Raw genomic sequence first — 17736 nt, forward strand, 5'->3', positions numbered from 1 at the left:
CTCACGGTCATCCTCCGTTCTCTTTGTCGTCAGGCGAGCTACAGCGACGCCGCAGCCCGTGAGGCCTGATCATAGATCCCGGACAGCGTGCGCAAGGTGGCGGCCAGTTGGGTCAGAGTGTCCTGATCCAGATTCAGTTGCTTCAGTGAATTGACCAGGCAGCGCTCGCGATTGTCCTTGTAGCGCTCGCAGAACGCCCGCCCCTCGTCACTGGTGGCGTAGAAAATTTCCTTGCCCTTCTTGGTGCCGGATACCAGGCCCAGCTTCACCAGCTTCTTGACGGAATAGGTCACGGTGTGCGTATCCTCGACATTCAGTACAAAGCAGATGTCAGCCACCCGCTTGGCCCGATCCCGGTGATTGATGTTGTGCACCACCAGCACGTCCAGCGGGGCCAGAGCGTCGACTCCACTGGCCCTGGCACAGTGCATCATCCAGCGATTGAACGCATTGTTGGCGATAATCAGGCCAAACTCGTACTCGCTGAGTGCCCCGCCTTTCTCTGATACCAGATGGGACGAAGACACAATGGGGACAGTCGGTACATCACTGGGGGTCATCGGCTAGCTCCTATCGCGACATTTGCGCCGGCAACGCTGTCACGATTTCCGGGAACCAGGAGATCAGCACGATGGCCAGACCAATCAGCAGGAAGAAGGGCAGCGCCGCCCGGGCGACATAGAGAATGTTCTTTCCGGTCAGAGATTGCAGCACAAACAGGTTGAAGCCGACTGGCGGCGTGATCTGTGCCATCTCAATGACCAGCACAATGTATATGCCGAACCAGAGCAAATCAATGCCGGCCGCTGCCACCATGGGCAGCATGATCGATGTGGAGAGCAGGACCACCGAGATGCCATCGAGAAAACAGCCCAGAATGATGAACAGAATGGTCAGATAGACCAGCAGCATCATGGGCGACAGCTCCAGCGCATCAATCATGCCCACCAGCATTCTCGGTATACCCAGGAACGCCATGGCCACGGTGAGAAAATGCGCCGCCACCAGAATGAGGGCAATCATGCAGGAGGTCCGCACGGCCCCCATCAGGCTGTCGAAGAAAGTCTGCCGATTCAGCCCTCCGGAAAGCAAGGCCAGAATCAGGGCCCCGGTCACACCGACGGCAGCCGCCTCGGTGGTGGTGGCAAAGCCGCCATAAATGGACCCCAGGACGAACCCGATCAGGCCCAGTACCGGCAGCAGATAGCGCAGCGCGACCAACCGTTCCTTCCAGCTATGGCGCACGTCCGGGCTGTTGTCCACCCCGCCCTTGTTGAGCCAGGACCAGATCATGGTATAGGCCATGAACAGCACAATCAGCAGCAGGCCCGGCAAGGCCCCGGCGATAAAGAGTCGGGCTATGCTTACTTCCGCAGCGACACCGTAAACAATCAGAATGATACTGGGCGGGATAAGAAAGCCCAGCGTGCCCGAACCGGCCAGGGTGGCAATGGACATGCGCTCGTTGTAACCCCGCGCGCGCAATTCCGGCAGCGTCATCTTGCCGACTGTGGCCGCCGTGGCGGCAGACGATCCCGATACGGCGGCAAACAGGCCGCAACTGAGGATATTGACATGCAGCAGCCTGCCCGGCAGCGCCCCCAGCCAGGGCGTCAGCCCCTTGAACAGGTCGGATGCCAGACGCGTGCGAAACAGGATTTCCCCCATCCAGATGAACAGCGGCAACGCCGCCAGCGACCAGCTCGTCGAACTGCTCCAGGCACTTGAGGCAAAAATGAGGCCGTAGGTTTCCGACCCGTACAGAATGACCCCGACCAGGGCTACCGTCATCAGGGACAGCGATACCCAGAAGCCGAAAGCCAGCAGCGACAGCATGAGTACCGCCAGAATGATGCCTATGGTGATACTGTCCATCAGCGCTCTCCCGCTTCGGCTGGGCCTTCCTGCAGCAGCTCTTCCAGTTCTTCCATTTCGTCGTCCTGTCCGTGGTAGCTGGGCTTGCCGGTACGAATCGTGTGCACCAGTTCATCCAGCATGGCGATATTGAAGATGACGGCTCCGACGGCGACCGGCACCTGCACCATCCAGATATCAACCGAGATGTAGCCGCGACTGCGCTCATTGAAGACGTAGCTTTCCCACACCATGTGAATCAGCCAGTACGTCATGAAGCAGGCCAGTGCCAGCCCCAGCACCAGCACCGCGATCTCCTGCCAGTAACGGGTCTTGCCGCGCAGGTTGCGGATCAGGATATTGACCCGAATATGGCCGCCGGTACGCAGGGTGTAAGCCAGGGCCAGGAAGCTTGATGCGCCCAGAAACCAGCCGGAAAAATCTTCCGTGGAGGGCACCAGAATGCCAAACCAGCGCCCGATGATCTGCGCCATGATCAGAACCACGATGGCCATCACGAACAGGCCGGCCAGAAAACCGGCGCCGGTGTACAGCAAATCGAGACTTTTACGCATATCCGCCTCCAGAACAGGCCATCGCCCATGCAGACGACGACCTGTCGGCACCACTCTCAGCGCTTACTCACCAAAATAGGTTTGCAGCAATTCCTGACCCGCCTCTCCGGCGTCCTCAGCCCACTGGGTGGCCATTTCCTCACCAATGTCCTCCAGCGCGGAGCGCAGCTCGGCCGTCGGCTCGCTAACCGTCATGCCTTCTTCACGCAGGCGGTTGGTGGCATCCTCGGTTTCCTGAATGCCCATTTCCCAACCCCGGGCTTCGGCCTGTGCGGCCAGTTCCAGCACGGCAGCCTGATGCTCTTCACTCAGGCGACTGAAAGAACGCTCATTGACGAAGACCATGTTCTTGGGAATCCATGCCTGTACATCGGTGTAGTGATCCACAAAGTCCCAGGCCTGACTGGACACACCCGTAGCCGGTGAGGTCACCATCGCATTGATCATGCCGGTGGAGAAAGCCTGCGGTATCTCGGGTTCTTGAACGGTTGTCGGTGCGGCCTGAAACTGCACGGCCAGCTCGGTGGTCATTGGTGAGTAGGATCGCATCCGCATACCACGCAGGTCGTCGATGTCAGCAATGGACTCGCGAGTGTAGAACCCCTGGGGCGGCCACGGCACGGCAAACAGCAGGCGCATGCCTTCACTTGCAAGATGGTCCTCTACCGCCGGCCGGGTGACTTCCCACAACCGCTCGGAAGAATCCCAGTCACTGGCCAGGAACGGAATATTGTCGATTTCGAAAATCGGGTTGGCATTGCCCAGGTTGGCCATCAGAAGCTCGCCGGCTTGTGCCTGACCGGTGCGCACGGCCCGGTGGATTTCACCCTGCGGAAACAGTGAAGCACCCGAGTGCACGGTGATGTCCAGTTCGCCGTCGGTCGCTGCGCGCACCTCGTCGGCAAACTGAACGATATTGATGGTGTGGTGTACGCCGTCGCCATAACCGGTAGCCAGATCCCAGCGTGTCTGTGCCTGTGCCTGGCTGGCAAAACCGGCAGCCAGAAGTGATATGGCAGTGGCTGCAGTTATCAGTCGTTTCATATCTCGCCTCTCTACTCTTTATTGATTGTTGTTGAGCGTGACAGCGTGATTTTTTTGTATCACACACAACAAAAGTATAATATGCAGACTAAATGTCAACTATTCATCGACGTTTTATCAACATAATATAACAAGCAAAGGCTGGGCCAGAGTTCCGCAACAGACCTGAAATCGAACTTGCCCGACCGCCGGAATGCCACCGATTATCTGTTGGTTATCTGTTAAAGTGGCGCCCATCCGCACCCGAGGAGGTAAAACCATGCGCTTGAACTGTGACCTTGGAGAAAGCTTCGGCCCCTGGAAAATGGGCCTGGACGAGGCTGTGATGCCATTGATAGACATGGCCAATATCGCCTGTGGTTTTCATGCGTCAGACCCGCTGACCATGCAGCGCACGCTCTCGATGGCAGCCGAACATGGCGTTGAAATCGGTGCTCACCCGGCTTACCCGGATCTGGTCGGCTTTGGTCGACGCTCCATGCAATGCACCAAAGAGGAACTGCAGAGCATGATCTGGTACCAGGCTGGTGCACTGGATGGCATTGCCCGCACCGTTGGTCTGCAGGTGTCCTATATCAAACCTCATGGGGCGCTGAACAACGACATGATGCGCTCTGAAGAGCAATTGCGTACTGTCATGGAGGCCGTCGCTGCCTATGGCGATGATGTGCGCCTCATGGTGCCGGTCAGTCGCCAGTGGGAAACCCATCAGGCCATGGCCAGGGAGATCGGCATAGAACTGATACTGGAAGCCTTCGCCGATCGCGCCTATGACGACGAAGGGCTGCTGGTCGCACGCAGCATTGCAGGCAGTGTGCATCACGACGAAGCCACCATTGTGCAGCAGGCCCGGTCTTTCGCGGAGCGCGCCGGCCTGACATCCGTCAGCGGTCAGTGGCTGGACTTGCCGGCGCAGTCACTGTGTGTGCACGGCGACAACCCCGAGTCCGTGCAGGCGGTGCAGGCCATCCGCAACGCACTGGATGCAGGCCGATGAGCGACTCGACCATGCGCGTGGAAGCGGTCTCGGAGGACACCGCCATGATTCGCTTCGGCGACACCATCAGCGAGGCCCTGATTCCGCAGATAGTGGCGCTGGAGAAACGAATCGAACAACGTCTGGGGCCGCTTGTGATCGATCTGGTGCCCTCCTATACCACACTGCTCGTGCACTATGATCTGAATCGGGCCGACTTCCGTCATGTGCTGCGCGAGCTGCGCCACCTGGTGGCAGACCTGGAGGCACACCCGGAAGATGCGCCTGCGGGCCGCCAGGTGGAAATACCGGTATGGTACGACCCGACCGTCGGTTACGACCTCGAGGCTCTGGCCGAGCGCCATGAGCTGAGCGTGGACGAGGTCATTGGCATCCACAGCGGCAAGTCCTATCAGGTATTTGCCATTGGCTTCAACCCGGGGTTCGGCTTTCTGGGTCGGGTGGACGATCGAATCGCCACACCGCGCCACAAGTCCCCGCGCGAGGCCATTGATCCCGGCAGTGTCGGTATTGCCGATGCACAGACCGCGATTTACCCACGCCTGTCACCCGGCGGCTGGCAGATCATCGGCCGCAGTCCACAGCTGATGTTCGATCCGGAGCAGGATCCGGCCCACGCGTCGCTGCTGCAGGTAGGCGACACCGTGACCTTTCGGCCTATCGACCGTGACACCTTCATCAGTCTGGGAGGCCAGTTGTGAACAATCTCAGGATCATCACCCCGGGCTGGTTTACCATCATCCAGGACAGGGGTCGCAAGGGTGCTCAGCGTGCCGGTCTGACCGAAGGCGGTGCTGCAGACGAGCATGCCTACCTGTGGGCCAACAAGCTGCTGGACAACCCGATGAATGCCGCCTGTCTGGAAGTTCTGATGGGCAATTTCGAGGCTGTACTGAGTGCCGACGCACTGCTGTCGGTCACCGGTGCGGATCTGGAATTCAGCATCAACGGCCAGCCGGCTGAAAACTGGAGCACGCACCCGGTGCAGGCCGGCGACCGCATCGAGTTTCGCCGCCCGCTCAACGGTCTGCGTGCCTATCTTGGTGTAGCCGGGGGCTGGCTGACACCGGAGCTGTTCTCCAGTCGTTCGGTGGTCACGCGCGAGGGGCTGGGCGGTCTCGACGGCGGGCCTCTGCGCGAGCACGACGAACTACCCTTCGGGCCACAACAAGCCACCTTCCGGCGCCAACTGGCACCGCGCTACATTCCCGACTACAGCAGCCCGCTGACCCTGCGCCTGGTGCCGTGCTACCAGCACGACCTGTTCAGCCCGCAGGATCGACGCCGCTTCAGCAGCGAGGAATATCGGATCAGCCAGCGGATAGATCGCATGGGGTACCGCCTGGAAGGTCCGGTCATTACCCCCGAAGTCGGCGGCATCATCTCCGAGGGCATTGCGCTCGGTGCGGTACAGGTACCCAGAGACGGTCAGCCCATAGTGCTGCTGCGTGATCGACAGACCATAGGTGGCTACCCGAAGATTGGCTGCGTATCGTCACTGGGCTGCAGCCAACTGGCTCAGCGCGGGCCCGGCGCACCCATCCAGTTCGAGTTCGTGACGCTGGAATCGGTGCAGGCAGAGCGGCTGCTGTTCAATCGCTTCTTTGCCGCCAGCCAGTGGCACAGCTCCGGAGAGGAACTGGTCTGGCCCTGAGCGGCGCTCAGGCCGTTCAGGGCTGGTACTGCACCTCCACATCGATCGAGCGCACGCGTACGCCCAGGTCCTGCTCCAGGCGCCCCTGCAGTGTCTGCGCCAGCGGTACCACATGTGACTGATAGCTGAGCGTTTCCAGGGCGGGTACGGCGGCGGTGATGTCTTCGCGCAGGTGCTCGAGTGGGGTGTGATAACCCGCTTCGAGATGGGCGCGCAAAAACACCCGATAGGCTCTGGACCGGGCTGCGGCCGGGACAGCAGCGGTTCTGGCCGCATGGTTTTGCACCCGTTGTCGGGCGAAATAATGTTGATTCAGCGTTTCCATCACTCAGCTTGCCTCACAGACAGGGTTCGAATGTCAGCAGGCTGATCAAGAAGCACGGAGGGGAATACAAAGACGAGGCATCAGCGCGCTTTAGCATCATTTGTATACCGCCAGCAAGTTGCTCTTAAATCAGCGGTTGAACAGAGACATTAACAGATGCGGTTCAACTGGACAATATCCCCCGTTTTCCCGAACATGGCAGCTTGAGCCGGCCAGAAGAAGTTGTTCCCGCCTGATGAATACAGAAGTTTCAACAACCGCTCGGCGGCGCCCGGGCAATCTGTTTCAGCACTATCCGATCACTCTGCGCCTGGTGGCGGGGCTGGTGCTGCTGGCCGGGCTCGCCCTGGCGAGCATGACGTCCACGCTCTGGCTGGCCAGCAGCGTCGAGGGTGATGCCCGGGCCATCAACGAGGCCGGCGCCCTGCGCATGAGCACCTATCGCCTGCTGGTGGTCTCCCACGAACGGGTGCCCGGACTCATTCACCCATCCTCCATGGAGCCTCGCGCCACCTACTGGCGGCGGGACTTCGAACTGCGACTGCACAGCCCGACCCTGCGCTTCGCCTTGCCGGACGACCCCACGCACGCGGTGAATCTGGCTCTGACACAGGTGGAAAACGCCTGGGCCAGCTCCGCTCTGGCCACCGGAGATCGCATGCCCACACTGGTGGAAGCGCAAGGCCTGGTCGAGGTGATCGACCGTTTTGTGTCGGCGCTTGAGGAATACAGTGAACGCAAGCTGACCCTGATCCGGATCACGCTGTGGACCTTTGCCGGCCTCGCCGGACTGCTGGTCGTGGTGCTCGGTATCTGGCTGTGGCGTGCCGTGATAAGACCGCTGGGTCGTCTGATCGAGCAGGCCGCAGCGCTTCAGCAGACCCGCCTGCATGCCCGCAGTGCACTCAAGGGACGCGGCGAACTGGCCACCCTGAGTCGCAGCCTGGACCTGATGGCCGCCGAGCTGTCGGCGATCTATGCGAATATGCAGGCGCAGATTGACGAACGCACCCGCAGCCTGGCCGATGAACGCGCGCGCGTGGCCCTGCAGGAGGAGCGCTCGGTAATAGCCCGCGAGTTGCATGACTCCCTGGCGCAGACCCTGACCTACCAGAAGATGCAGTTGTCGCTGCTGCAAACACGCCTGCAGGGCCGCTATCCGGAGGACTCGGACTGGCAGGAAACGGTGTCCATACTGCGCACCAATGTGAACGAGGGCTACCGCAAGCTGCGCGAGCTGCTGTCGACCTTCCGCCTGCAACTGAATCACCCGGATCTGGATACGGCTCTGGCGTCTACCGTCTCCGAATTGCAACCCAACACCCCGACCCATCTGCTTGTCGCCGGCCGCTTTGGTGATCTGGGGCTGGCCCCGCAGCGGGAAATCCATATTCTGCACATTCTGCGCGAGGCTCTGAGCAATATCATCAAGCATGCCGAAGCCGAGACGGCGCAGGTCTCGATCGAGCGCCGGTACAACGAAGTTTCGGTGCGCGTCAGCGATGATGGCCGCGGCCTGCCCGTGGCAGTGCAGGAAGATGGCCAGCAGCACTGGGGTCTGAGTATACTGGGCGAACGAGCCAGACAGCTGGGTGGCACGCTGCAGATCAGGCGGCGCACCGATGGCCCGGGCACCGAAGTAACCCTGACATTCAGTGTGGAGGCGTGACCAGACACCATGGCAGATACCGCAGAAATCATTGCCGATGTACTGATCGTCGACGATCACCCCCTGCTGCGCTCCGGCCTGCAGCAGATCCTGGCCCTGCGCCCGCAACTGCGCATGGTCGGCACGGCCGGTGACGGTGAGAGTGCATTGCAGGAAGCCGAGCGCCTGGAGCCTGACCTGATCCTGCTGGATCTGAATCTGCCTGACATGCATGGCCTCAAGGTACTGCAGGCCCTGCGCCAGAGCGGCTCGGATGCACGGGTGGTGGTCTTCACGGTATCCGATGAGCAGAGCGATATCGCGGCCGCCATGCGCATGGGCGCCGATGGCTATCTGCTCAAGGATACGGAGCCGGAAGATCTGGTGACCGCACTGGATGCCGCAGTACGTGGCCAGACCACACTGAGCCCGCGCGTACGCGACTATGTACTGGAGCGGGTGCCAGTCAATGATGTGGCGCGGCAACTGGCCGCCCTGACCCCACGTGAGCGCGGTGTGCTGGAACTGCTGGCCGAAGGCTACAGCAACAAGCTGATCGCTCAGCATCTGGATATTGCCGAAGGCACGGTCAAGGTTCACGTCAAGCGACTGCTGGCCAAGCTGGGCATGAAATCACGGGTGGAAGCGGCACTCTGGCTGACCCGACAGGCCGGCCACTACTGAGCTACAGAAACCCCTGCTCACGGGCAATACGGGCAGCCTCTACCCGGTTGCGTGCATGCAGCTTGCTGATGGCCTCGCTCAGATAGTTGCGCACCGTGCCTTCGGAACGATGGATACGCAGCGCGATCATCTCGGTGGTCAGGCCTTCGGCGGCCAGCTTGAGCACCTGCCGTTCGCGTTCGGTCAGCGGGTTCTCGCCGCTGCGGGCGGCGGCGGCCAGTTCCGGATCTATGACTTTCTCGCCGGCACACATACGGCGAATGGCATCGGCCAGTTGATCGGATGGCGTATCCTTCAGCAAGTAGCCCTGCACGCCGGCGTCCAGAGCCTGCCGCAGGTAGCCCTTGCGCGCAAAGGTGGTGACGATACCGACAATGATATTCGGGTTGTCGCGGTGCAGGCGTCGGGCCAGCTCCAGCCCCCCGATGCCGGGCATTTCGATATCGGTCAGCACCAGGTCCACCGGCTGCCCGGCCACCAGGCGCAGGGCTTCTTCGCCATCCGAGGCCCGGCCCACCACGGTCAGATCCGGTTCCATGTCGAGCAGGGTGGCCAGGGCACCCAGTATCAGTGTCTGGTCTTCCACCAGAATCAGGCGGGTGGGGTCATTCATAATCACTGTCCTCAACAGGCAGTACCAGTTGCAGTCGGGTACCCGGGTTCAGTTGACGCCAGCTGACTACCCCGCCGGCGGAACTGGCACGGGAGCGAATACCGCGCATGCCATGCCCGACTTCACCCCCGTTCATACCCTGGCCATTGTCATCCAGCGTCAGCCGCATCTGGTGGCGTTCATGGGTCAGTTCGAGGCGGACTTCGGTGGCACCGGAGTGGCGTACAATATTGGTAACCCCTTCGCGCATGACCGCTGCCAGAGTCGATTCCAGGCGCGGCGGCACGGCTTCGGTGGTAACCGGGCGGAAGGTCATGCCGGCGGAAGACAACAGGTTGCGGGCGGCATTGATTTCCAGCGCCACGCCGCCCTCGTGATAGCCACTGACTGTAGCCCGCACCTGCTGCAGGCTGCTGCGCGCCAGCTGTTCAATCTCCTGAATTTCCTGCCCGGCCCGATCAGGGCTGTCGGCCAGCAGGCGGCCGGCCAGTTCTGCCTTGACGCGAATGCCGGACAGGGTATGACCCAGCAGATCATGCAGGTCACGGGCAATGCGTTCACGCTCTGCCCGGCGGGCATGATGCTCGGCTTCGTCCTGAGTTCTCAGCAGGGCCTGCTGCTGCTCCACATAACGGAAGAAATAGAAATCTGCCACCGTGCGGGACACCACAAGCGTCAGCATCACGGCAATAAAGAGCCCGTGAAAGTAACCGGATTCCAGCCACCAGAGCAGGCCTACAAAGCCCGCCACCATGCCCATCTGCACGGCCACGGCAACCCCGATGCTGCGGTTCTTCAGTTCGAAACCCGGGCTGAACAGGAATATCAGGCCAGTCATGGAAAAGGGATGGGTGATATAGGCCAGACTGCCCACGGCCACCATATAGACGTAGACCCCCCAGTCATCGTGCCAGAAGCCGCGGAACACCAGGCCGATGAAGACGATGCTGACCAGCAGTCCGACCAGCACCCGTTCCGGGCTGACGCTGGGCCACAGCATGCCCAGCCAGAAGATCAGCAGGTAGAAGGCGATACCCAGCGGCAGCACCCAGTCTTCCAGGCCGGGATGAGAGCCGGGCAGCCAGCGCCGATAATGCCAGAGGGGGTATTCTTTCATGGTTTCCATTGTGCGGGTTTCAAGCGGCGCGGACAGTGAATAATGTCACGAGCACCGTTCGGTAACATAGTCATATCGCCCTCGCAGGGCCAGCCCGGCCAGCAATTCATAGCCAATGGTGCCGGCCGCCTGCGCCACTTCATCCACAGCCACATGCGGCCCCCAGAGTTCAACCGGCGTACCCGGCCCGATGTCCTGCAGCCCTGTGACGTCCACGGTCAGCATATCCATGGACACGCGACCGACCAGCCGACAGCGGATGCCGTTGATGGCCACCGGGGTATCATTGGGGGCATGGCGAGGATAGCCATCGGCATAGCCCATGGCCACCGTGGCCAGGCGCAGCGGACGATCCGTGCTGAAGCCGCCGCCATAGCCGACCGTATCGCCGGGGACCAGATCACGCAGCGCGATGATGGGCGCGTACAACGTCATGCCGGCGCGCAGTCCCAGGCGGTCACGGGACTGCTCCGGTGCCGGTGTCGCCCCATAGAGCATGATGCCGGGGCGCACCCAGTCGCCCTGCCGACCGGGCCAGAACAGCACACCGCCGGAATTGGCCAGGCTGGCCTCACAGCCGGCCGGCACCACCGAGTGCAGACAGTCATACTGCTGCGGCGTCATGGCGTGTGCCGGGTCATCGGCGCGGGCATAGTGCGTCATGAAACTCACGGTCGCCACCTGCGGCAATGCCTGCAGGTGCGCATATTCTGCCCCGGCCTCTGCCGGCATGAAGCCCAGCCGGCGCATGCCGGTATCCACCTTGAGCCAGACCCGAACCGCCTGCTGTACACTGGCTTCTGCCAGCCAGTGGCGCTGGTCCATGGTATGGACCACCAGTTCCAGGTCGGCGTCCAGTGCAGTCTGGGTCTGGGCCATGGAGACCACGCCTTCGAGCAGCAATACAGGGCTGTTGATGCCCGCGGCGCGCAGGGTCAGTGCCTCATCCAGTGTGGCCACGGCCAGGCCGTCAGCCTCAGCAGCCAGCATCTGCGCCACCGGTACCAGACCATGCCCGTAGGCGTTGGCCTTGACCACGGCCCAGATGCGGGAGTGCGGCGCATGGCGACGGGCCACCTGCAAATTGTGACGGATATTGTCAAGATGAATGACTGCACAGGTACCGCGACTCATTCATCGCCCCCCTCGGAGCTGGCAAACTGATAATCGGGGGCCAGATTTTCGAAGCGCGTGTATTCGCCGATAAAGGACAGATAACAGGTGCCGATGGGCCCGTTCCGCTGTTTGCCGATAATGATTTCAGACACATTCTGATCGGGGGTATCGGGGTTGTAGACCACATCGCGATAGATGAAGGCAATGATGTCGGCATCCTGCTCGATGGCGCCGGATTCCCGCAGATCGGAGTTCACCGGACGCTTGTTCGGCCGCTGCTCCAGGCTTCGGTTCAGCTGCGACAGGGCCACTACCGGGCAATCGAATTCCTTGGCCATGCCCTTGAGTGAGCGACTGATCTCGGAAATCTCGTTGGTACGCCCTTCCGAGAAGCCCTTGATCGACATCAGTTGCAGGTAGTCGACCATGATGACGGCCGGCCTGCCGTGTTCCCTGACCAGGCGCCGCACCCGGGCGCGCATCTCGGAAGGCGAAATGCCCGGTGTATCGTCGATAAACAGCGGGCGATCATGAATCTTGTTGACGGCATTGGTCAGCCGTTGCCAGTCGTCCGGCTGCAGATCACCGGTACGCACCCGGGTCTGATTGATGCGACCGAGTGAGGACAGCATACGCTGCGCCAGCTGTTCCGAGGGCATTTCCAGAGAAAACACGATCACCGGCTCATCGCTGAACATCAGGCCGGCTTCCACCAGATTCATGGCAAAGGCAGTCTTGCCCATGGACGGACGTGCCGCGACGATGACCAGATCACCGCGCTGCAGGCCCGAGGTCATCTCGTCCAGTTTCTCGAAACCGGTACTGAGCCCGGTCAGATTGCCTTCCAGCCCGGACAGCTCGTCAATGCGCTGCAGGGTGCGCTTGAGGATGGATTTCAGTTCTTCGGGGCCGCCATCGCTGGGGCGCTCCTCGGCGATGGCAAAGACGGCCCGTTCGGCCTCGTCCACCAGTTCCTCGGCGGAGCGGCCCTCGGGCTCATAGGCCAGAGCGTTGATGCGACCGGCCACATCGATCAGGCGGCGCAACACGGCCCGCTCGCGCACGATACCGGCATAGGCCTCCAAGTGGCCCACACCGGTGGCATTCTCGACCAGCTCGGTCAGATAGATGACATCACCGGCGACTTCCAGGTCACCGGAGCGCTCCAGGGCTTCAGTCAGGGTGATGACATCAATGGGCTGCTGTACTTCCACCTGCCGCATCATGGTGCGGTAGATGGCCCGGTGCTCGGGACGATAGAAATCATCCGCCTGCACCTTTTCCGCCACCGAGTCCCAGCGCCCGTTGTCCAGCATCAGGGCACCCAGCAGACTCTGCTCGGCTTCCAGGGAATGCGGCGGTGTTTTGAGGACCAGTTCTTCAGTCATGGGGCGGTGTCAGGTCAGTTCGTGGTTCAGTGTCAGCGGCCTATCATACACTTGAATAGACATGGGAGGCAGGCCCCTAAAAAAACACCCCCTGCGGACTAATCCACAGGGGGTGGCGCGGCACTCACCGGTTAAAACGGTATGTGCGGGATCGACTCAGTCTTCCGGCACCACGATAACGGTAACCGTGGCCAGCACCTCAGGGTGCAGTTGCAGGTCGATCTCGTACTCGCCAGTCTGACGCAGCGGGCCAGACGGCAGCTTGACTTCGCTCTTGCTGACTTCCACGCCGGCAGAAGAAATGACGTCTGCCAGATCGCGGGTGCCAATGGAACCAAACAGCTTGCCTTCATCGCCAGCGCGCACGGCGATGGTCAGTTCCAGGTCTGCCAGTTGAGCAGCGCGGGCTTCAGCGGCACTCATGCGAGCCTTGGCTTCAGCTTCCAGCTCGGCCCGACGGGCTTCGAATGTTTCCACATTGTCTTTGGTTGCCGGTACCGCTTTACCCTGGGGAATCAGGTAGTTGCGGCCGTAACCGGCCTTGACGTTGACCTTGTCGCCAAGATCACCGATTTTGCCTACTTTATCGAGCAGGATGACTTCCATTTTTGAATTCCTCTACTGTCCGGGGCACGCCGCGGGCGCACCCGTGTAATGCAGAATAATGTACGCTTACTCGTGACGGTCCGAGTAAGGCAGCAGGGCCAGATAGCGCGCACGCTTGATGGCCGTGCCCAACTGCCGCTGATAACGTGCCCGGGTACCGGTAATACGGCTGGGTACGATCTTGCCGGTCTCGGTGACATAGCTCTTCAGCGTATCGACATCCTTGTAATCGATCTCGGTCACGCCTTCGGCAGTAAAACGGCAGAACTTACGGCGACGGAAAAAACGGGCCATGATAAATGCTCCTGATCAGATCTGAAATTAGGCTTCGCTGGTGTTCTCGGCCGGGGTCTCGGAAGAATCTTCCGCGGACGCTTCATCAGCAGAGTCGCTGCGCTCGTCGTATTCCCGGGCCGGGCGCTCACCATCATCATCCGCACGGCCGCTGGTTTTTTCCTGCGCCTTGCGGGCCTCTTTGGCTTCCACTTCTTTCATCATCGGCGACGCTTCGGTCACGGCGTCTTTGCACCGGGTAACCAGGTTGCGAATCACCGCGTCGTTGAAACGGAAAGTGGACTTCAGATCTTCAATGGTGTCGTTGTCGCACTCGACATTCAGCAGAATGTAGTGCGCCTTGTGGACCTTCTGAATGGAGTAGGCCATCTGGCGGCGACCCCAGTCTTCCTGGCGGTGAATCTTGCCGCCGCTCTCGGTCACGGTGGTGACATAGCGCTCCACCATCGCAGGGACCTGCTCGCTCTGGTCCGGATGGAAAAGCAGCACAATCTCGTAATGACGCATAATCGCTCCTTTCGGGTTCAAACCTTCCGTCGCCCGGTGCGCGGTAAGGTAAGGAGAACTCTTCAGTTCATGGGTATTAAAACCGGGGCGGCGGAGTTTACCCCAGACCCTGCGTCAGCGCAAGCAAACGGATTTCAGGCCCGCCGCTGTCGCACCGCCTCGAACAGGCAGATACCGGCGGCAACCGACACATTTAGGCTGGACACCTGACCCTGCATGGGCAGCTGTACCAGATGGTCGCAATGCTCCCGCGTCAGGCGGCGCATGCCCTCACCCTCGGCGCCCATGACCAGGGCAACAGGGCCGGTGAGCTTCGCATCATACAGGCTGTCGGTGGCCTCCCCGGCAGTGCCGGTGAGCCAGATACCGGCTTCCTGCAGGCCGCGCAGGGTACGCGCCAGATTGGTCACCTGAATCAGCGGGACGGTTTCAGCGGCGCCACTGGCTACACGGACTACGGTCGGCGTGATCCCGGCCGAACGCTTGCGTGGCACAATCACCGCCTGTACTCCGGCGGCATCGGCCGTGCGCAGGCAGGCCCCCAGGTTATGCGGATCGGTAACGCCATCCAGAATCAGCAACAGGGGCGCTTCCACACTGCGCAGCAGCGGCCACAGGTCAGCTTCGTCCAGTGGCGCCAGGGCATGCACCTGCGCCAGCACACCCTGATGGCGCACTTCACCCAGGCCCAGCTTCTGCACGCGCTGCTGAAAAGCCCGGGCCGACAGCCGTTCGAAGGGCACACCGGCAGCACGCGCGGCATCCAGCACCGCATGCAGGCGCTTGTCATGGCGTTCGGTGTTGACGACCACCTGTTTCAGGCGCTCCGGACGCGCCTGCAGGGCCGCCTGCACCGCATGGATGCCGGCAATGGCTTCAGCTTGTTCTGATGACATTCAGTGTTTCCAACTGTACTCAGCCCGGGCGCCGACGGCTCTTGCGCGGCCGTCGCTTGCCCGGCCCCCGGCGCTCACTCGGCAGGGGCTCATCGGTCGGCGCACTGGGCTTGACGGCCGGCACCAGCTCGAAATCGATCTTGCGATCGTCCAGCGATACCCGTACCACCCGGATGCGGACCGCATCTCCCAGGCGGTGAACTACCCGTGTACGCTCGCCGACCAGGCGCTGGCGCGGCGCATCGAAGACATAGTAGTCACGCGACAGGGCGGTGACATGAATCAGGCCATCGATCCAGAAGTCATCCAGCTGCACAAAGAGGCCAAAACCCATGACGGCAGTTATGGTGCCGGTGAACTCGTCACCGATATGATCCTGCATGAACTCGCACTTCAGCCAGGCCACAACGTCGCGGGTGGCATCGTCGGCCCGCCGTTCGCAGTGCGAACAATGCTCACCGAGCGCATTCATGCGCGACTCGTCATAAGGGTAGAGTTCAGCAAGCCTGGCCTTGTCCAGGCCCTTGGGTCGCTTCAACTGCGGCAGCCGGGTACCACTGCGGATCAGGCCACGAATGGCCCGATGCACCAGCAGGTCGGGGTAGCGGCGAATCGGTGACGTGAAGTGTGCATAGGCATCATACGCCAGCCCGAAATGGCCGAGGTTTTCCGGCTGATAGACCGCCTGCGACAGGCTGCGCAGAATCATGCCCTGAATGGCTTCCCGGTCCTGACGGCCTTGAATCTGTTGCATCAGGTGACGATAGTCATCCGGATCGGGGTCATCGCCGCCGGCCAGAACCAGGCCCAGTTCACCGAGATAGCTGCGCAGATTTTCCAGTTTTTCCGCCGTCGGGCCGTCATGCACCCGGTACAGTGCCGGCAGTTCCGACTCTTCCAGCAAATCGCCGGTACAGGTGTTGGCCGCCAGCATGCACTCTTCGATAATGCGATGCGCATCATTGCGCCGGTAGGGCACGATCTTTTCTATCTTCTTGTCGGGCCCGAAGACAATGCGCGGCTCCACGGTTTCGATATCCATGGCCCCGCGCGCGGCGCGCGCCTTGCGGAATACACGATAGAGCTGCACCAGATTTTTCAGCGAACGCTCAACCCGGGCTTCATCCATGGCCACCTGCTCACGCACCGGATCCCGGTCGCCTTCCATCCATTGCCAGAGCTGGTCATAGGTCAGGCGGGCGTGGCTGTGAATGACCCCTTCGTAGAACTGGTAGCTCTCGACGTCACCGCCGCGACTGATGCTCATCTCGCAGATCATGACCAGGCGGTCCACGGCCGGGTTCAGTGAACACAGGCCGTTGGACAGTTTCTCCGGCAGCATGGGGATGACGCGCTCGGGGAAATAGACCGAGGTGGCGCGCCGTTCGGCTTCCACATCCAGCGGGGTGCCGGGGCGGATATAGTGGCTGACATCAGCGATGGCCACCCAGAGCCGCCAGCCGCCATTGACCTTGCGGCTGGCACAGAGGGCGTCGTCGAAGTCGCGGGCGTCGGCACCGTCAATGGTGACAAAGGGCCGGTTGCGCAGATCAAAACGATCCTGCAGGTCGGATTCCCTGACCTCATCAGGCAGGGCCTGCAACTGCTCATGAATATCATCCGGCCATTCCCAGGGAATGTCATGGCTGCGCAGGGCAATGTCTATTTCCATGCCGGGCGCCATGGAGCGGCCCAGTACTTCCACCACCTCGCCGACCGGCTGCCGCCGCATGGCGGGCTGCACGGTAATGGCCACGGTTACTATATCGCCGGCCTGGGCGCCGGCAGACTTGCCTTCGGGCACCAGCACATCGTGCGATACGCGGGGATTCTCCGGGATCACGTAGGACACCCCGGCTTCGCTGTGATAACGACCCACGATCTGGGCCGTGTTGCGTTCCAGCACTTCGACAATCTTGCCTTCCGGCTTGCCGCGCTGCTGAGTGTCCAGACGCCGGGCCAGAGCCCGGTCGCCATGGAAACAGGTCCGCATCTGCCGATGCGACAAGGCCAGGGCTTCACCTCCGTCATCAGGGATCAGCAACCCGTGCCCGTCCGGATGCCCGTGCACACGACCCCGAATCAGGCTCATGCGGTCCACCAGGGCGTAGGCACCCTGACGTGAACACAGCACCTGGCCGTCACGGGTCATGGCGATCAGTCGGCGGCGCAGACCTTCGGTCTCTTCGTCGGACTGCAGATCCAGCTCGACTACCAGCTCGGCATGGGTGGCCGGGCCCTGTCTTTCTTTCAGGTACTGCAGCAGAAATTCGCGACTGGGCACCGGGCTGTCGTACTTCTGGGCCTCACGGTCGGCGAACGGGTCCTGCTGCAATGCGTCCTGCTCTTTACTCTTCTTCCTGCTCAAAATGCTCTCCTGACGCCACGCCCGCAGGCGTACCGGCTGTCGAGCCGGAC

19 protein-coding genes are annotated in these 17736 nt (G+C 61.4%); 5 read left to right on the forward strand and 14 right to left on the reverse strand.

Annotated features, from left to right (window positions below; all coding sequences use genetic code 11):
• Positions 1–38: 38 nt before the first annotated feature.
• The 4 genes from E4656_RS07565 to E4656_RS07580 all read right to left on the reverse strand — a co-directional run bounded on the left by E4656_RS07565 (position 39) and on the right by E4656_RS07580 (position 3473).
• Positions 39–560 (reverse strand): winged helix DNA-binding protein, encoded by a 522-nt coding sequence (locus E4656_RS07565; RefSeq protein ID WP_135482597.1) that lies wholly within the window; start codon positions 558–560, stop codon positions 39–41.
• A gap of 10 nt (positions 561–570) precedes the next feature.
• Positions 571–1875, reverse strand: coding sequence for a TRAP transporter large permease (locus E4656_RS07570; RefSeq protein WP_135482598.1), 1305 nt, complete (start codon positions 1873–1875; stop codon positions 571–573).
• Positions 1875–2429, reverse strand: a complete 555-nt coding sequence (locus E4656_RS07575) for a TRAP transporter small permease (protein WP_135482599.1) — start codon at positions 2427–2429, stop codon at positions 1875–1877. Before E4656_RS07575 ends, E4656_RS07570 begins: the two co-directional genes overlap by 1 nt.
• A gap of 63 nt (positions 2430–2492) precedes the next feature.
• Positions 2493–3473, reverse strand: a complete 981-nt coding sequence (locus E4656_RS07580) for a TRAP transporter substrate-binding protein (protein ID WP_135482600.1) — start codon at positions 3471–3473, stop codon at positions 2493–2495.
• Between the two features lie 259 nt (positions 3474–3732).
• On the opposite strand from E4656_RS07580, the gene E4656_RS07585 reads away from it, so the two are divergent.
• From E4656_RS07585 to E4656_RS07595, 3 genes are read left to right on the forward strand one after another with little or no spacing between them, the layout of a single operon-like run.
• Entirely contained in the window at positions 3733–4470 is a 738-nt protein-coding gene (locus E4656_RS07585) for a 5-oxoprolinase subunit PxpA (RefSeq protein ID WP_135482601.1), read from the forward strand.
• The gene (gene pxpB, locus E4656_RS07590; protein WP_135482602.1) at positions 4467–5171 is read left to right on the forward strand and encodes a 5-oxoprolinase subunit PxpB; all 705 of its coding nucleotides are present in this window, start codon (positions 4467–4469) and stop codon (positions 5169–5171) included. The genes E4656_RS07585 and pxpB overlap by 4 nt, the downstream gene beginning before the upstream one ends.
• Positions 5168–6124 (forward strand): 5-oxoprolinase subunit C family protein, encoded by a 957-nt coding sequence (locus tag E4656_RS07595; protein WP_240753930.1) that lies wholly within the window; start codon positions 5168–5170, stop codon positions 6122–6124. The genes pxpB and E4656_RS07595 overlap by 4 nt, the downstream gene beginning before the upstream one ends.
• A gap of 16 nt (positions 6125–6140) precedes the next feature.
• Here the strand turns inward: E4656_RS07595 and E4656_RS07600 are convergent, their stop codons facing one another.
• Complete coding sequence (locus E4656_RS07600) at positions 6141–6449, reverse strand: hypothetical protein (RefSeq protein ID WP_135482603.1); 309 nt, start codon at positions 6447–6449, stop codon at positions 6141–6143.
• A gap of 235 nt (positions 6450–6684) precedes the next feature.
• Here E4656_RS07600 and E4656_RS07605 point away from each other — a divergent pair, with 235 nt between their 5' ends.
• Positions 6685–8118, forward strand: coding sequence for an ATP-binding protein (locus tag E4656_RS07605; RefSeq protein WP_135482604.1), 1434 nt, complete (start codon positions 6685–6687; stop codon positions 8116–8118).
• Positions 8119–8127: 9 nt separating this feature from the next.
• Positions 8128–8781 (forward strand): two-component system response regulator NarL, encoded by a 654-nt coding sequence (gene narL, locus E4656_RS07610; protein WP_135482605.1) that lies wholly within the window; start codon positions 8128–8130, stop codon positions 8779–8781.
• A 1-nt stretch (position 8782) separates the two neighbouring features.
• On the opposite strand, the gene E4656_RS07615 is transcribed toward narL, so the two are convergent.
• From E4656_RS07615 to rnr, 9 genes are all read right to left on the reverse strand, one after another.
• Positions 8783–9394 (reverse strand): response regulator transcription factor, encoded by a 612-nt coding sequence (locus E4656_RS07615; protein WP_135482606.1) that lies wholly within the window; start codon positions 9392–9394, stop codon positions 8783–8785.
• Entirely contained in the window at positions 9387–10511 is a 1125-nt protein-coding gene (locus E4656_RS07620) for a sensor histidine kinase (RefSeq protein ID WP_167855973.1), read from the reverse strand. Before E4656_RS07620 ends, E4656_RS07615 begins: the two co-directional genes overlap by 8 nt.
• A gap of 45 nt (positions 10512–10556) precedes the next feature.
• Entirely contained in the window at positions 10557–11645 is a 1089-nt protein-coding gene (gene alr, locus E4656_RS07625; RefSeq protein WP_135482608.1) for an alanine racemase, read from the reverse strand.
• The gene (gene dnaB, locus E4656_RS07630; RefSeq protein ID WP_135482609.1) at positions 11642–13015 is read right to left on the reverse strand and encodes a replicative DNA helicase; all 1374 of its coding nucleotides are present in this window, start codon (positions 13013–13015) and stop codon (positions 11642–11644) included. The genes alr and dnaB overlap by 4 nt, the downstream gene beginning before the upstream one ends.
• A gap of 156 nt (positions 13016–13171) precedes the next feature.
• A complete protein-coding gene (gene rplI / locus E4656_RS07635) occupies positions 13172–13621 on the reverse strand; it encodes a 50S ribosomal protein L9 (protein WP_135482610.1) in 450 nt (149 codons plus the stop codon).
• A 66-nt stretch (positions 13622–13687) separates the two neighbouring features.
• Positions 13688–13915 (reverse strand): 30S ribosomal protein S18, encoded by a 228-nt coding sequence (gene rpsR, locus E4656_RS07640; protein ID WP_135482611.1) that lies wholly within the window; start codon positions 13913–13915, stop codon positions 13688–13690.
• Between the two features lie 27 nt (positions 13916–13942).
• Positions 13943–14422, reverse strand: a complete 480-nt coding sequence (gene rpsF, locus E4656_RS07645; RefSeq protein ID WP_135482612.1) for a 30S ribosomal protein S6 — start codon at positions 14420–14422, stop codon at positions 13943–13945.
• Between the two features lie 134 nt (positions 14423–14556).
• Positions 14557–15318, reverse strand: coding sequence for a 23S rRNA (guanosine(2251)-2'-O)-methyltransferase RlmB (rlmB, locus tag E4656_RS07650; protein WP_135482613.1), 762 nt, complete (start codon positions 15316–15318; stop codon positions 14557–14559).
• 19 nt (positions 15319–15337) lie between these two features.
• Positions 15338–17686: a ribonuclease R gene (gene rnr / locus E4656_RS07655; protein ID WP_167855974.1), complete on the reverse strand. Its 2349-nt coding sequence runs from the start codon at positions 17684–17686 to the stop codon at positions 15338–15340.
• Positions 17687–17736 lie beyond the last annotated feature (50 nt).

Origin of the sequence: Natronospirillum operosum (genome assembly GCF_004768465.1) — a bacterium.
GTDB classification, from domain to species: domain Bacteria; phylum Pseudomonadota; class Gammaproteobacteria; order Pseudomonadales; family Natronospirillaceae; genus Natronospirillum; species Natronospirillum operosum.

What these genes read in the sequence shown, in the direction of transcription:
- E4656_RS07565 (WP_135482597.1), bottom strand. Translation starts at nt 560, where the DNA reads ATGACCCCCAGTGATGTACCGACTGTCCCCATTGTGTCTTCGTCCCAT.
- E4656_RS07570 (WP_135482598.1), bottom strand. Translation starts at nt 1,875, where the DNA reads ATGGACAGTATCACCATAGGCATCATTCTGGCGGTACTCATGCTGTCG.
- E4656_RS07575 (WP_135482599.1), bottom strand. Translation starts at nt 2,429, where the DNA reads ATGCGTAAAAGTCTCGATTTGCTGTACACCGGCGCCGGTTTTCTGGCC.
- E4656_RS07580 (WP_135482600.1), bottom strand. Translation starts at nt 3,473, where the DNA reads ATGAAACGACTGATAACTGCAGCCACTGCCATATCACTTCTGGCTGCC.
- E4656_RS07585 (WP_135482601.1), top strand. Translation starts at nt 3,733, where the DNA reads ATGCGCTTGAACTGTGACCTTGGAGAAAGCTTCGGCCCCTGGAAAATG.
- pxpB (WP_135482602.1), top strand. Translation starts at nt 4,467, where the DNA reads ATGAGCGACTCGACCATGCGCGTGGAAGCGGTCTCGGAGGACACCGCC.
- E4656_RS07600 (WP_135482603.1), bottom strand. Translation starts at nt 6,449, where the DNA reads ATGGAAACGCTGAATCAACATTATTTCGCCCGACAACGGGTGCAAAAC.
- E4656_RS07605 (WP_135482604.1), top strand. Translation starts at nt 6,685, where the DNA reads ATGAATACAGAAGTTTCAACAACCGCTCGGCGGCGCCCGGGCAATCTG.
- narL (WP_135482605.1), top strand. Translation starts at nt 8,128, where the DNA reads ATGGCAGATACCGCAGAAATCATTGCCGATGTACTGATCGTCGACGAT.
- E4656_RS07615 (WP_135482606.1), bottom strand. Translation starts at nt 9,394, where the DNA reads ATGAATGACCCCACCCGCCTGATTCTGGTGGAAGACCAGACACTGATA.
- E4656_RS07620 (WP_167855973.1), bottom strand. Translation starts at nt 10,511, where the DNA reads ATGAAAGAATACCCCCTCTGGCATTATCGGCGCTGGCTGCCCGGCTCT.
- alr (WP_135482608.1), bottom strand. Translation starts at nt 11,645, where the DNA reads ATGAGTCGCGGTACCTGTGCAGTCATTCATCTTGACAATATCCGTCAC.
- dnaB (WP_135482609.1), bottom strand. Translation starts at nt 13,015, where the DNA reads ATGACTGAAGAACTGGTCCTCAAAACACCGCCGCATTCCCTGGAAGCC.
- rplI (WP_135482610.1), bottom strand. Translation starts at nt 13,621, where the DNA reads ATGGAAGTCATCCTGCTCGATAAAGTAGGCAAAATCGGTGATCTTGGC.
- rpsR (WP_135482611.1), bottom strand. Translation starts at nt 13,915, where the DNA reads ATGGCCCGTTTTTTCCGTCGCCGTAAGTTCTGCCGTTTTACTGCCGAA.
- rpsF (WP_135482612.1), bottom strand. Translation starts at nt 14,422, where the DNA reads ATGCGTCATTACGAGATTGTGCTGCTTTTCCATCCGGACCAGAGCGAG.
- rlmB (WP_135482613.1), bottom strand. Translation starts at nt 15,318, where the DNA reads ATGTCATCAGAACAAGCTGAAGCCATTGCCGGCATCCATGCGGTGCAG.